General features: G+C 65.4%; 10 protein-coding genes. 4 read left to right on the top strand and 6 right to left on the bottom strand.

Going from position 1 to position 14,674, the window contains the following annotated elements; genetic code table 11:
- Positions 1–77 precede the first annotated feature (77 nt).
- From ACV17W_RS02730 to ACV17W_RS02705, 6 genes are all read right to left on the bottom strand, one after another.
- Positions 78–2,765, bottom strand: a complete 2,688-nt coding sequence (locus ACV17W_RS02730; RefSeq protein ID WP_462594929.1) for an ATP-binding cassette domain-containing protein — start codon at positions 2,763–2,765, stop codon at positions 78–80.
- A gap of 59 nt (positions 2,766–2,824) precedes the next feature.
- On the bottom strand, positions 2,825–3,157 hold the full coding sequence (locus ACV17W_RS02725) for an ElaB/YgaM/YqjD family protein (protein WP_462594928.1): 333 nt from the start codon (positions 3,155–3,157) through the stop codon (positions 2,825–2,827).
- Positions 3,158–3,257: 100 nt separating this feature from the next.
- Positions 3,258–3,737, bottom strand: coding sequence for a hypothetical protein (locus ACV17W_RS02720; protein ID WP_462594927.1), 480 nt, complete (start codon positions 3,735–3,737; stop codon positions 3,258–3,260).
- The gene (locus ACV17W_RS02715; RefSeq protein ID WP_462594926.1) at positions 3,737–3,988 is read right to left on the bottom strand and encodes a hypothetical protein; all 252 of its coding nucleotides are present in this window, start codon (positions 3,986–3,988) and stop codon (positions 3,737–3,739) included. Before ACV17W_RS02715 ends, ACV17W_RS02720 begins: the two co-directional genes overlap by 1 nt.
- 44 nt (positions 3,989–4,032) lie before the next feature.
- Entirely contained in the window at positions 4,033–5,796 is a 1,764-nt protein-coding gene (locus tag ACV17W_RS02710) for a thiamine pyrophosphate-requiring protein (protein ID WP_462594925.1), read from the bottom strand.
- Between the two features lie 65 nt (positions 5,797–5,861).
- Positions 5,862–7,235 (bottom strand): sigma-54-dependent transcriptional regulator, encoded by a 1,374-nt coding sequence (locus ACV17W_RS02705; RefSeq protein WP_462594924.1) that lies wholly within the window; start codon positions 7,233–7,235, stop codon positions 5,862–5,864.
- Positions 7,236–7,541: 306 nt separating this feature from the next.
- Between ACV17W_RS02705 and ACV17W_RS02700 the strand changes: the two genes are divergently transcribed.
- The 4 genes from ACV17W_RS02700 (at position 7,542) to ACV17W_RS02685 (ending at position 14,669) form a co-directional block, all read left to right on the top strand.
- Positions 7,542–8,471: a sigma-54 interaction domain-containing protein gene (locus tag ACV17W_RS02700; RefSeq protein ID WP_462596438.1), complete on the top strand. Its 930-nt coding sequence runs from the start codon at positions 7,542–7,544 to the stop codon at positions 8,469–8,471.
- Between the two features lie 68 nt (positions 8,472–8,539).
- On the top strand, positions 8,540–9,646 hold the full coding sequence (locus ACV17W_RS02695) for a mechanosensitive ion channel family protein (RefSeq protein WP_462594923.1): 1,107 nt from the start codon (positions 8,540–8,542) through the stop codon (positions 9,644–9,646).
- Positions 9,647–9,870: 224 nt separating this feature from the next.
- On the top strand, positions 9,871–11,436 hold the full coding sequence (glgA, locus tag ACV17W_RS02690; RefSeq protein ID WP_462594922.1) for a glycogen synthase GlgA: 1,566 nt from the start codon (positions 9,871–9,873) through the stop codon (positions 11,434–11,436).
- Between the two features lie 11 nt (positions 11,437–11,447).
- Positions 11,448–14,669 carry a maltotransferase domain-containing protein gene (locus ACV17W_RS02685; protein ID WP_462594921.1) on the top strand — a complete coding sequence of 1,074 codons (3,222 nt, stop codon included), beginning with the start codon at positions 11,448–11,450 and terminating at the stop codon, positions 14,667–14,669.
- Positions 14,670–14,674 lie beyond the last annotated feature (5 nt).

Raw genomic sequence — 14,674 nt, 5'->3', positions numbered from 1 at the left:
CGATCGGGCGGGAGACCCGAGCTCTGCCCGCGCGAGCGGCGGGAAAACTTACACGCAGCAGTAAGAATGCGGGATGGCTAGGGCAGCCGTGGGGTACGGACCATCGCCGCCACCGTCGCGAGCAATTCCCGCGGATCCACGGGTTTGGCCACATGAATCTGAAACCCGGCCAGCAGCGCGCGCAAACGATCTTCAGGCCCTGCGTGCCCCGACAGTGCGATTGCGGGCAGGCGCGCCGCCAGGCGGGCGCCGCGTTCTGCCTCCAGGGCGCGTATGCGCCCGATCACCTCATAGCCTTCCAGGTCGCCCAGCGAGATATCGCAGACCAATAGGTCGGGCCAACTGTCACCAGGCTGGGCCAAGGCAGCCAATACTTCAGCCCCGCTGCCGCAGGTACGCACCTTTGCGCCCCGGTCGGCCAGCACTTCGGCCACCAGATCGCGCGCGTCGGGCTGGTCATCCGCGACCATGATTTCGACACCGGACAGGTCGACGCCCGTGGCCTCGACCACTGCGGCGGGCACTTCATCCACGGCCCGAACGGGAAACTCGAGCGTATAGACCATGCCGCCGGTCGGAGCGGCGACCCAGTGCAACGTGCCGCCCAGCCGCTCCGCCTCGGCCTGGTTCTGGGCCGGGTCGATGGCCGCCATACTGCGCAGCACCTCGGGCTGTTCGACCATGTGGGCCTGGGCCACGGCGTCGTCCGAGGGCGCCCGCTCGTCCGCGATACTCAGCCGGGTCGTCGGCCCCGCGCGGGTGAGGCGCAGTTCAATACGGCCCCCGGGCGGAGTCACCGCCACGGCATGGGCGTAGAGCGTCCAGATGAGATGCTGCAGGGCGCTGGGATCCCCTGTAATGCGCGCGGAATCGTTGCCTATCTGGGTGTACAGGTTCACCCCCTTGGCAGCCAGCAGCGGTCGGGCGGCATCCATCACTCCGGCCACCATGGCCACCAGGTTGACCGGCTGCCGACTCAGGCGCGTCGTCGCGGCCTCCAGCGCATTCTGCTGACGTTGCAGGTTCCACATCTGGGCGTACATGCCCTGTTGCGCCAGCAGCGCTTGGTGGGTTCCCTGCTCCACCACTCGCCCATGATCCATGACGAGAATGAGATCGGCGTCCACGATGGTCGAGAGCCTATGGGCGATGACCAGCGTGGTGCGCCCCTGCGAAATGCGCGTCAGTTCTGCCTGGATCGCGCGCTCCGTCCGCGTATCGAGTGCAGAAGTCGCCTCGTCGAAAACGAGAATGGGGGGATTCTTCAGCAAAGCACGGGCAATGGCGATGCGCTGGCGTTCACCGCCGGACAACTTGACTCCCCGTTCACCGACGCGCGTGTCGTAAGCCGCAGGCAGGCTGGCGATGAACTCATCCACGCGTGCGCCGCGCGCGGCTGCTATGACGGCCTGGCGCGACGCACCTGGATCGCTGTAAGCAATGTTGTACGCAATGGTTTCGTCAAACAGCAGCGTATCCTGCGGCACGATTCCCAGCGCGCGCCGCAGGCTCGCGGGATCGACGGCGCGTAAATCCTGGCCGTCGATCGACACCCTGCCGCTGTCCGGATCGTAGAGCCGAAACAGCAGCCGGCCCAGTGTCGATTTGCCGGAGCCGCTGCCGCCCACCACGGCTACCGTGGCGCCGGCCGGAATGCTGAAGTCGACATTCCATAGAATCTGCCGTCCTGGCTCGTATCCGAAACTCACGTTTTCGAATCTAACGATTCCCTCGCGCACCTGCAACGCCGGCATGCCGTGCTCGTCCGGGACCTCGGGGGGAATCTGCAACAGCGCGCCGACGCGTTCTGCGTTGATGAATGCCTCTTTCGCCTGTCGGAAGATCAGGCCCAGCGTATTCAACGGCAGGCATATCTGGATGATATAGGCGTTGACCAGCACGAGGTCGCCCACCGTCATGCGCAGATTCACGACCTGCTGGCCGGCCAGGAGCATCACGCCTGCCACCCCGAACGCAATAATGCCGCTTTGTGAAATGTGCAGTACGGAAAGCGAACGCTGGTTGATGATGCCCAGCCCCACCCACTGGTTGAGGATGCTCGACAGCCTTTGGGATTCAAGACTTTCGTTCGCATAGAGTTTCACTGCCTCGTAGTTCAGCAGGCTGTCCACCATGCGGCCACTGGCCTGCGAATCCAGCCCATTGATCTGCCTCTGCAGCGGCGCGCGCTTCTCGGTCAGCACGGTGGTCACGATCGCGTACGCGACGAAAGTTGCCAGCACGATGACCGCGAACCACAGGCTGTATCCGGCCACCAGAATGATCACCACCGACACAATTTCCACCAGGGTGGGCAGCAGGGTGAACAAGGCTGTACCCAGCAGGAACCCCACACCGGCGGTGCCGCGTTCAACGTCCCGAGCCATCACCCCAGTCTGCCGCGTGCCGTGGAACCGTGCCCCCAGGCGATGCAGATGTTCGAACATGCGCACCCGGAAATCCGCGACGGCCATCTGGGTGACACGAACGAAGACCACGTCGCGCAATTCGGTGAACAGGCTGCCCCCAAAGCGCAGCAAGGCGTACCCCAGCAGCAAAAAAACCGGTACAACCAGGATGGCGTCAGGGCTGCTGAGCGCATCGACGATGCGCTTGAGCACAGCCGGCACCGCCACCATCAGCAGTTTGGCCACCACCAACAAAAACACCGCCAACGCGGTGCGTCGGCGGTGCTTCCATAGCGCCTGAAGAATGCTGCGGTTGACTTCGCGGCGGGCGCGCCTTGCGCTGTTCGCATCAGGCATGGGAACGACGGGGCGGGAGCGCGTCGCCCCCTCGCCCGCTCAGAACTAAGCGACCGGGCTCAGCGGCGCCAGTGGTCGGAGGCCAGGCAGGCCCCGATCGCGATGCCCACCAGTATGGCCAGGCCCGCTGTCTTCCAGGCATGATCGTGCACATAGCCGTCGGCGGCCGATGAAACTTGCCGGTAACGTCCCACGGCGGAGCTTTCCCAGTCTTTCGCCTGCTCGCGGGCCACCTCGAGCTGCCGCTTCAGCCGGTCGCGAGTGGCTTCGACTTCCGCGCCGCTGTACGAAGCCGTGGCGCGCAACAAGTCTTCGACGCCGGCCACCATGTCGCGCAGACCGCCCTTGATGCGCTGCGTGGACTCGTGGTTGTCGTGGTTAAGCATGCTCATGTAGACCTCCTTGTAAAGATCGCCGATGACACCGGCGCTGGTCAGCGGGCACGCAAGCAGCGTGCCCGCCCGGCTGAGAGGCCGTGGCCGACCGGTGCTGTCATTCCGGCAGACGGCTGCGGGCCTGGGCTACCGCCTTGAGTGCATAGGCAATGGCGCCGGCGTAGGCCTCATCGAACCAGGGGTTCGCGCCACTCACGCCGACCACGATGCCATCGACACACGCACTGCCCCACACGGTGCCGTCCTGCGCGCGCAGCAGATGCGGGCGCGACTCGCATACGACCTGGCTGGGCAGTCCGGTGCGCCAGGAAATCGCGGCCTTCGAGCGGGCATATGCCGCATAATCGGCGTCCCAGGCGGAACGATCCCCCACGCTATGCTCGTAGAGTATGGCGGTTTCGAAGGGGTCGACTGCACTGTTGGCGGCCGGGTCCATCACGACAATGTGCAGGAACCCGCTCTCGCCGATGCGGCTGTCGGACAGCCCAGCCTCAATCATGGGCAGCACCATGGCGACGGCCTGGGTTGCCGCCTCGCGGTCAGCGTACATCGCCCGGCCCTCGCGCTCACGCGGCATCAGAGTTCCCGCGTGATGCGGCGCCAGGCGGCCTCGAAGGCCTCATCCTGATAGTGGTCTATACCCGGGGTCTGTTGCGGATCGACGCCCGGCATCGGATCCGGAATACTGTCAGGCGGGTAAGGCTGCCGTTCGGGTGTCGGCTGCGGCACTTCGTCCGGGTTGCGCGGCGGGTCTTGCACAGGGTCCGTCGGCATGGGCGTATGCATGCGGCGGTCGTAGGCGGGCATGGGATGGGGGGTATAGATCATGGATGACTCCTTCAAATTAGCGATGGGAACGGCGATAAATCACGTCAGCCGGCCCACCATTGCTTGATCGTCGCGCGCAATGCGGCGCCACCTGCGGCGTCCTGCCGCAGCGCCTTCAGATAGGCCTGCACCTGCTTCAGCGGCACATGCGGCGGGATGGCCGGGACTTCCGGGTCAGTGACCATTTCGAGCAGCACCGGGCGGCCGGCGGCGAGCGCCTCATCCCACGCCGGCCCAACCTGGTCGGGGTCGTCAACCCGTATCCCTTCCAGCCCAAGCATCCGGGCGAAATCCGCATAGGCAAACGGCGGCAGGCACTGTGAAGCCTCGAAGCGCGGGTCGCCCGCCATGCGCTGTTCCCAGGTCACCATATTCAGGTCGCCATTGTTCAGCACCATCACCACCAGCGTCGGATCGGCCCAATCGCGCCAGCGATGGGCTATGGTGATCAGTTCGTTGATGCCGCTCATCTGCATGGCGCCATCGCCCACCAGCGCCACAACGGGCCGATCCGGGTGAGCCAGCTTGGCTGCGAGCGCATAAGGCACCGCACAACCCATTGTGGCCAGCCCCCCCGATAGAGAACCCATCATGCCCTCGCGCAAGCGCAGACTTTGCGCATACCACGCGGCGGCAGAGCCGGAATCGCACGTCACGATGCTGCGCTCCGGCAAGCGCGGCGACAATTCCCAGAACGGCCGCTGCGGATTCATGGGCTTGGCCGACACCATGGAGCGGGCCTCGACCGTCTGCCACCACTGCGTCACGTCTTTCTCGATTTTTTCGCGCCAACGGCGAGAGGCTTTGCGCTTCAACATGGGAATCAGCGCGCGCAACGTGGCCTTGCTGTCGCCGACGAGTCCCTGCTCGACCGGGTAGCGCAAGCTGATCATGCGGCCGTCGCGGTCTATCTGCACCGCACGCGCCTGCCCCTCGGCCGGCAGGAATTCACTGTATGGGAACGCCGTGCCCACCATCAGCAACGTATCGCAATCGTTCATCATGCGCCAGCTTGCCTGCGTACCCAGCAGGCCGATCGAGCCCGTGACGCATGCCTGGTCGTCAGGCACCGCCGACTTGCCCAGCAATGCCTTCGCGATGCCTGCGCCCAGCAGATCGGCCACTTCAACCAGCTCTTCGCCGGCCGCAGCGGCGCCCGCGCCCGCCAGAATGGCGACGCGCTCGCCCTTGTTGAGAATATCCGCTGCATTCAGCAGCGCGGTCTCGCCCGGTACCCCGGCGTGCGAGGTCACGCCAATACCGGTGTGCACCGTGCCGTGCTCTCGCGGCGGCGTGGGTATGGCCGGCAAGTCCTGCACATCGTTTGGCAGGATCAGGCAAGTGACGGCCCGGCGCTCAAGCGCGATTCGGATCGCCCGGTCGATCAGGTGGCGCGCCTGCATGGGGGTCGATGCCACGTGCACGAAATCGTGGGCCACGTCCTTGAAAAGGCTGACGAGGTCGACTTCCTGCTGATAGTCACCACCCAGCGCGCTGCGCGCCTGCTGCCCCACCAACGCCACCACGGGCTGGTGATCCAGCTTTGCGTCGTACAGCCCATTCAGCAGATGAATGGCGCCCGGCCCGGAGGTTGCCATGCAGACGCCAACCTGGCCGGTAAATTTGGCATGCCCGCATGCCATGAAAGCCGCCATTTCCTCGTGACGCGCCTGGACAAACTCGAGTTCGCTGTTGCGGCCGAATGCGCCGATCAGGCCGTTGATGCCGTCCCCCGGATACCCGAAGACGCGCTTGATGCCCCATTGCGCCAGGCGTGACAGTAGGAAATCCGATACGGTGTCTTGCATGTCTGTGTCCATAGACGGGTTCTATGAACGCAGACACAGCAAGCGCCATGCCTGTCGGCGGGCGCCTAGAGTTCGGCGGGCGGCTTGCCTTCGTCGGTCAGGACAATATGCCCGGCGCGCGCATACTCTTCCAGGCGGTTGTACAGCGTCTTGGCGCTGATCCCCAATACGGCGGCCGTCTGCTTCTTGACGCCGCCGCAGCGCTCGAGCGTGGCGAGTATCAGGCGGCGGTCGGCTTCTGCGAGCGTGATGCCCAGCGGAACCGTGACACGTGCGCTCTGGTTGCCCCCGTCCGGCGCGATTTGCGGCTGCAAGGCATCCGCGGCCAGGAGGCCGTCTTCGGCCAGAATGTAGGCACGCCGCACAAAGTTCTTCAGCTCGCGCACATTGCCGGGCCAGGCATATTCATAAATGGCCTGGCGCGCCTGATCTGAAAAGCGCTTGTTTTCGCCGTACTTCTCATTGAGCGCCGCCAGGAACCGGTCTGCCAGGAACAGAATGTCGGTGCCGCGTTCGCGCAGGGGCGGCAACTCCACGGGAAACACGCTCAGGCGGTAGTACAGGTCCTCGCGCAGCTTCCCTTCCTGGATCGCCTGTTCGGGGCTGCGGTTGGTTGCGGCCACGACGCGGATGTCGCACGCGACTTCGCGGTGTGTGCCCACCCGCATGAATCGCCCGGTTTCCAGGACCCGCAGCAGCTTCACCTGCAGGTCCAGCGGCATTTCGGTGACCTCGTCCAGGAACAGCGTGCCTGAATCGGCGCGTTCGAAGTAGCCTTTGTGCTGCCGGTCGGCGCCGGTGAAACTGCCGCGCTCATGCCCGAACAGTTCGCTCTCGATCAGGTGCGGCGAAATGGCGCCGCAGTTGACTGCGATGAAGGGCTTGTTGCGCCGGTTGCTCAGCTCATGAATGGCATGGGCGGCCAGTTCCTTGCCGGTGCCGCTTTCGCCAATGAGAAAAGTGGTGACGTCCGTGGCGGCGACCCGGGCCAGCTGCGTGTAAAGGCGCTCCATGGTTTCGGATTGACCCAGCAGCTTGCCGAATCGGCCGGGCTCCTGGAAGGGCCCTGTGTCCACCGCCGATCCGCAATTGGACGCCACGCGCGTCATGATCTCGGAGAGCCGATCCATGCATACGGGCTTCACCAGATAATCGGTGGCGCCCAGCCGCAACGCCTCGACGGCGTTGTCCATGCTGCCATGGCCCGTGATGACGACCACTTCGGCATCTGAGTTCGGCATGCGCCCGAAGATTTCCATGCCGCTTGAACCCGGCAGGCGCACGTCGGTCAGCACCAGGTCGGGCTGCTGGCGCTGCAGCTGAATGACGGCATCTTTCATGGTGGCGGCCTGCGCAACCGAAAAACCGTGCTCGCGGCCTATTTCGGCCAGAACTTCGCGCACTGCCGCATCATCGTCCAGCACAAGCAAATGTGGCATCGTTACTCCGTTTCAGGGTCGGGCGCCGGCTCATCGTGGCCGGTCTATCATAGCTGTGGAGCATACCGCGGGCGCGTAAGTTGCGGCGCGCTGACCGGGGTGTCTTCCACCAACGTTTGCCAATGTTTGCACATGGTTGCAAATCCGATAATCGCCTGCCGTATGATCCAGTCCAATCCATCCATCGGGCTCCGGCCCTATTAAATACCGGGGGAAATTATGCAGGCCATTTCGCCCGCGCCAGCGCGTCAGCCTGCGGGCTCGACACCCTTATCGGAAGAGGCGTTCGCCGGCATGTGCGCGCTGATGCGGGACTTCGGCGCGCAAGTCCTGCGCGCCGCCCGCAGCGACGCCACCGTCTTCATCACCGGCGAAAGCGGCACCGGCAAAGAAATGGTGGCGCGCGCCATACACGAGGCCAGTGAACGCAGCAGCAAGCCGTTCATCGCAGTGAATTGCGGCGCCATCAGCAGTTCTCTGGTGCACGCGCAACTGTTTGGGCACGAGAAAGGCAGCTTTACCGGGGCGCTCGCGCAGTCTGCGGGCTATTTCGAATCCGCCGGCGGCGGCACCCTGTTCCTGGACGAGGTCACCGAAATGTCCGACGCCTTGCAGGTGCAGTTCCTGCGGGTGCTGGAAACGGGTACTTATCAGCGCGTGGGCGGCAGCGAACTGCTCCACACCGATGTCCGGATCGTGTGCGCTACCAATCGCGACCCCATGGCCGCCGTCGAACGCGGTGAATTGCGCCAGGACTTCCTGCATCGCCTGCTCGTGATTCCCCTGCGCGTCCCTCCCCTGCGTGAGCGCGAAGGCGACGTACGCATCCTGGCGCAGCGGTTCCTCGATGAATTGAACCAGGCTCACCAGACGCACAAGCGTTTCTCGCCGCGCATGCTGGATCTGCTGGCCAGCTACGATTGGCCCGGAAACGTGCGCGAACTGCGCAATGTCGTGCAGCGATCGTTCATCATGTCGGACAGCGTGATCGAAGCCGAGATCCCTCGCCGCGGGACGCGCGGTTCCACCCCTGAAGTGCGCGACGGGACTCTGTGCTTTCCGGTGGGCACCCCCTTGAGCGAAGCGCAACGCGACCTGATTCTCGCGACGCTGGAACACCATGGCGGCGACAAGCATCTCGCGGCGGCAACACTGGGTGTCAGCCTGAAGACGCTGTACAACCGGCTGGGCGCCTATGGCGCCGATTCTGGCTCCAGCCCGGGCGATACGCGCTGACGGTGGCGTCCCGCCGCGCGGCAGGTATGTGACTTGCGACCTTCCCCGCCAACTTTTGTTGGCGGAGGATGCGCGTGTTTCTACATGACCTGACCCACTACTCCCTGGCCGGCAGCCCCCTCTGGGCGTGGGCACTGACGGTCTTGCTGGCGGCCATACTGCTGTTGGCGATGCGCCTGGTATTGGGCATGGTCAGGGCGCGGATGCAGAATCGCCTGCAGGCCGGACCCCGGCCAGCCATTTCGGCCACGCTTGAGATCCTGGCGCGCACCAGCTGGCTGATCCTCTTCCTGATTGCCGTGCTCCTGGCGGCGCGCATCAGCGGCGTGATCGCGGCGTGGTCGGTGGCGGCTTCACATCTCTGGTTCGTCCTGGCGGCGCTGCAGGTTGCCCTATGGCTGGATCGCGCCGTGTCGGTCGGCCTGGTGCGCGCCCTGGTCGGCCGGGTAGGCGGCCGCGCCGTCACCGCCATGCTCATGGCGCTGCTGCTGCGCATCGTATTGTGGACTATGGTCATCCTGGCCATGCTCGATAACCTGGGCGTCAACATCACCGCGCTGGTGGCCAGCCTGGGCATAGGCGGCGTTGCCGTCGCGCTGGCGGTACAGACCATCCTGAGCGATCTGTTCGCCTCGATTTCCATCGGGCTGGACAAGCCCTTCGAGGTGGGGGATTTCATCGTCTTTGGGTCCGTCGCCGGAAGCATCGAGCACATCGGCCTGAAGACCACCCGCATCCGCAGTCTGGGCGGCGAACAGATCGTCTGTTCCAACACTGAACTGCTCAAGCAGACCATCCAAAATTACAAGCGCATGCAACAACGGCGCATCGTCTTCGGCTTCACACTGTCTTACCGCACCCCGGCCGATCAGGTGGCCGCGGTGCCCGATATCGTGCGGCGCCAGATCGAGGCTGCACCAGATACGCGCTTTGACCGGGCGCACCTGGCCAGTTTCGGAGAAAGCGGGCTGGTGTTCGAGTCGGTGTATTACGTCATGAGCGCCGACTACAACCGATATATGGATATTCAGCAACAGATCAATCTGGGGCTGCTGCGCGAACTGGGCGATGCCGACATCGCATTCGCGGTGCCCGAACGGCGGATACGAGTGTCTCGCGACATGTCGGCCGCGGCCTCCGGCCCGACGTCGCTGGCCATGGCGCGCCCCGTCTGAACCTGACCAGGCGGACACCGCGAACATGCCGCAGCCATGCGAATGCGCCGGGTCATCCGGCACGCCGCAACCAATGCACGCTGGCGGGCGGCCGCACCGTTTTGGGGCGCCGGAAGTCCGCGCCCATTCAATCGCCAATTGGGCACGCTGTTTGCGTACTGGGCGCCGGGCCTTCGTCAGGGCCCGTTTCCCCTGAAACATATGACCCTCGCATGGGAGCAGTCATGGCGCGAACAAGAAGCTTGATGGTGACATCCGAAGCGTATCCCCTGGCCAAAAGCGGCGGATTGGGCGATGCGGTAACGGGCCTGGCTCGAGCGCTGGGCCAGGCCGGCACCGAAGTCAGCCTGTTGATGCCAGCGTACCGCGGGGTCCTCGACCGCGTCGTCGGGGTGCGCCACGTCGCCCACCTCGCAGGCATGCCCGGCGGTGAGGCCACGCTGCTGGCGGCGTTGTGCCCGGAATCCGGCCTGCCGGTCTACCTGTTACGTAACGACGCGCTTTATGACCGCCCCGGCCTGTACCTGGACGAACATGGACAGCCCTACGCCGACAACTCCCTGCGTTTCGCCGCATTGGCGCACGCCGCGACCCGCATTGCGGGCGGACTTCCAGGCGTACGCCCGCCCGATATCCTGCATGCACAGGACTGGCATGCCGGCCTGGTGCCCCTGCTGGTTCGGGCGGCCGGGCTTCGTTACGTGAAGACCATACTGACCGTGCACAACCTGGCGTTCCAGGGGGTTTTTCCGCTGGCGTGCGCCCGGGAACTGGGCGTACCTGAAAGCTACTGCACCGACGACGGCGCGCGCTTCTATGACCAGCTCAGCTTCCTGAAGGCAGGCCTGCGCTATGCGGACCGCATCACCACCGTGAGCCGCAATTACGCCCGCGAAATCCTGACCCCCGAATTCGGATGTGGACTGGACTCCCTGCTGCGCGCCCGCGCCGACGACCTGGTGGCAATACCAAATGGCATAGACGACAGCCTGTGGAATCCGGCCACCGATACCCACCTGGGCCATCTTTGCTACAGCGCACGCAATCCTTCCAAGAAGGCCCGCGCCAAGGCCGCACTGCAGAAGTCGTTCGGCTTGCAAGTCGAATCGGGCGCTGCGGTGCTCGCCATGGGAAGCCGGCTGACCGAACAGAAGATGGCGGATGTGGCGGTCCAGGCCCTGCCACTGGCGCTTGAACGACATCCCGAGCTGCAGGTCGCCGTGATCGGTTGCGGAGACCCCCGCTTCGAGCAGGCGCTGACGAATATCGCGTCTGCGTTCCCCGGCCGTTGCGCGGTGCGGATAGGCTACGACGAGGCCACTGCGCATCGTTTGCACGCGGGCGCCGACATGCTGCTGCACGGCAGCCGGTTCGAGCCGTTCGGCCTGACCCCTTTGTACGCGATGCGCTATGGCGCCGTGCCGATAGGGTCGCGTGTGGGCGGCATGGTCGACACGATCGTCGACCCTGGCACGGATGACGCAGGCGACGCGATGATGACCGCGACGGGCATTCTTTTCGACGGCGATCGCCCCGAGGACATGGATCGCGCCATCGCGCGGGCTTTGCGCCTTTACGCACAGCCCGCGGTCTGGCAACGCATGCGGCGCAACGGGATGGAATGCGATTTCGGTTGGGCATCGGCGGTCAAGCCTTATCTCGAGCTGTTCGACAGCCTGGTAGGCAACACGCGGCGCGGCCAGGTGCCCGCCCCTGCGTTGCGCCCGGCGCCCGTCCCCGCCTATGTCGGCCGGCCGCTGGACGGCATGGCCGTGCCTGTTGCGTACTGAGGGCTATGCGCATGGAGAGCAGTACGCGTCCTTCTGGCTTCAACGCCGCCTCTGCCGGGGGCGTGCAGCCCCCTCTGCGCCTTTACTACGCCAGCGCGCCAGAGCTTGGACCGCAGGCGCAGGGGTGGGACGCCTTGTGCGCACAGGCGCGCCAGGCCGGTTTCAACGGCTTGCTGATCGAGCCGCAATGGCAACGCGCCGTCGGCGCCTCGAAGTGGCCGGCGCCGCGCGACCCCGACCGTCCGGACCCGCGCATCGCGCCCGAGGGCACGATGACGGACCTGCTGAAGCGTCTTGCTGAAGGCGCGGGCCGGCATGGCCTCGTGGTGTACATGGACCTGGTGCTCGACCGCGTCGCCGCAGACTGTCCGGAGCAACGACAGCATCCGGACTGGTATCAGGCCCCTGCAGACGACCCCGCGCGCGACCCGCGTAGCGCACTCAGCCAGCGTGGCATCCGCTATCTGCGTGACGGCCCGCTGCCGACCGGGCTCCTGGATACCTGGCGTGAACGCCTGGCCGCGTGGCTCGACGCGGGGCTGGCTGGCTACCGGATAGACGCGCCCCAACGCATCCTGCCTGGCGACTGGCAGGCCCTGCTGGGCCCGCTGCGCGCGGCATTTCCGGAATGCCGGTTCCTCGCCTGGACGCCCGGGCTCGATCCGCTTCAGTTGAAAGCCTTGCGCACAGCCGGCTTCGACGCGGTTTTCTCCTCGCTGCCGTGGTGGGATTACCGCTCGCCCTGGCTGGCGGAAGAACACGATCGACTGAGTGCGGTGGCGCCTGTTATTGCCATGCCGCCTGAGTTGCCCGACGACGCGCAGCAGGATTTATTGATACGCGGCCTGTGGGCGGCGGCGGTGAGCGGCGACGGTATCCTCCTTGCGGGTGGCCTGGCCGACCGCCAGCAGCTGTATGCCATGGTCAATGCCTGGCTGGGCGAGCTGCCCCCGGCCGGCGCGCTGCGTGTCGCGCCTGGCCTGAATGGCCAGTGCACCGTGCTGGTACACCATGACGCCTGGACAGGAAACGCGTCGCCCGGCGCGCGGGTACTGCTGGTCAACCCGTCGAGTCGTGCCGGCGCACGGATAGACTGGCGCCATGCAGGGTCCCTGTTGCCCGCCGGCACGCCCGAGTATGACACTGTGCCTGAGGCGCTGCGGATTCAGGGCGATGACCTGGCGCCCGGCGGCGTCGCCGCCTTCATCATCCGCGCTGGCGCTCCGGTTCAGGCGCCGGCAGCGGGGCGTCGCCCAGGGGCCAGGGCGCAGCGCGGCGGGCGCATTGTCGTCGAGAACGTTGCCCCTGCCGTGGATGGCGGGCTGTATCCCGCCAAATGCGTCGCGCAGGAGACGGTGTCCATCCAGGCCGATATCTACACCGACGGCCACGAGAAGTTGACGGCTGAAGTGCTGTGGCGCGCCGCAGACGAGTCGACCTGGCACGCCGAGCCCATGCGTGCCCTGCCCAATGACCGCTGGGAAGCCGACATCCGGCCGTATCGCATCGGGCGCCACGAGTTCATCATCAGCGCCTGGCGCGACACCTGGCAGACCTTTCGAGCCGATCTGGTCAAAAAACGCGATGCCGGTCAGCCGCTCGCCGCCGACCTGCAGGACGGCGCCGTGCTGCTGAAGGACGCCCTCGCGCGCGGCCGCGACCAGTCTGCCGACGACACATTGCTGGATCCCCTCAACGCCGCGTTGCAGGCCTTGGGCGGCAAGCAGGACGATCCGGCCCTGGCACTGCTGGGTGAACCGCTGGCGCAGGCAATGCATGCGCTCAGCGACAAGCCATTCCATTACGTCAGCCCCTCCGCCTACCCTTTATGGGTCGACCGGCGCGCAGCCTGCTATGCCAGCTGGTACGAGCTGTTCCCGCGTTCGCAGGCCGTCGAGCCGGGCCGCCATGGCACCTTCGACGACGTGATCGCCCGCCTGCCCGATATCAGGGATATGGGATTCGACGTGCTGTACTTCCCGCCCATCCATCCCATCGGGAGGGCGCACCGCAAGGGGCCCAACAACAGCCTCAAAAGTGTGGAAGGCGACGTGGGCAGCCCCTATGCGATAGGCGCGGCCGAGGGTGGGCACGATGCTATCCATCCCGAACTGGGCAGCCTGGACGACTTCCTGCGGCTGGTCGAACAGACGCGTCGGCACGGCATGGAACTCGCGCTGGATTTTGCCATTCAGTGCTCGCCCGACCACCCCTGGCTGGCACGCCATCCCGAATGGTTCGAGCGCCGGGCCGACGGCACGATACGCTATGCCGAGAATCCGCCCAAGAAGTACGAGGACATCGTCAACGTTTCGTTCTATGCCGGCAGCGGTCGCCGCGCCCGCAAATCGGCACTGTGGCTGGCCTTGCGCGACGTGGTGCTGTTCTGGGTAAGCCACGGCGTGCGCATTTTCCGGGTCGACAATCCCCACACCAAGCCGCTGCCTTTCTGGGAATGGCTGATCGGCGAGGTTCAGGGCCGCCACCCGGATGTGATTTTCCTGTCCGAGGCCTTCACGCGGCCCAAGATGATGTACCGGCTAGCCAAAGTCGGCTTCACGCAGTCATACACGTATTTCACCTGGCGCAACACGCGTCGCGAACTGACCGAGTACCTGCGCGAAGTCTCCACTCCCCCCGTGGCCGACTTCTTCCGGCCGCACTTTTTCGTCAATACGCCGGACATCAACCCGTACTTCCTGCAGACCTCCGGAAGGCCGGGCTTCCTGATACGCGCAGCCCTGGCTGCCACCACCTCGGGTCTGTGGGGCGTGTACAGCGGTTTCGAGCTATGCGAGTTCCAGCCGGTGCCGGGCAAAGAGGAATACCTGGATTCCGAGAAATACCAGCTGCGCCAGCGCGACTGGCACGCGCCGGGCAACATCGTTGCGCAGATCGCGCGCCTGAACGCGGTACGCCGGGCGAATCCCGCCCTGCAGACCCATCGCGGGTTTCACGCCATCGATGCCGGCAGCGAGCACGTGCTGTGTTTCTGGAAAGCCACGCCGTGCCGAGGCAACGTCGTACTGGTCGCGATCAACCTGGATCCGCATCGCGCCCATGAAGCTCGTATCGAAGCGCCCTTCTGGTTGTTCGACCAACCCGACGACGGCCATCTGCACGCTGACGACTTGCTGGACGGCAACCACGAGCGCTGGCATGGCAAATGGCGTGACGTCACGCTGCATCCCGACCAGCCTTACCGCCTGTGGCGGCTGTCGGCAAACGATTGATACGC

It is taken from the genome of Bordetella sp. MIP270_01_BMS (assembly GCF_054958705.1).
Note: the sequence above shows the minus strand (reverse complement) of the source record. Positions and strands in the feature narration are given on the sequence as shown.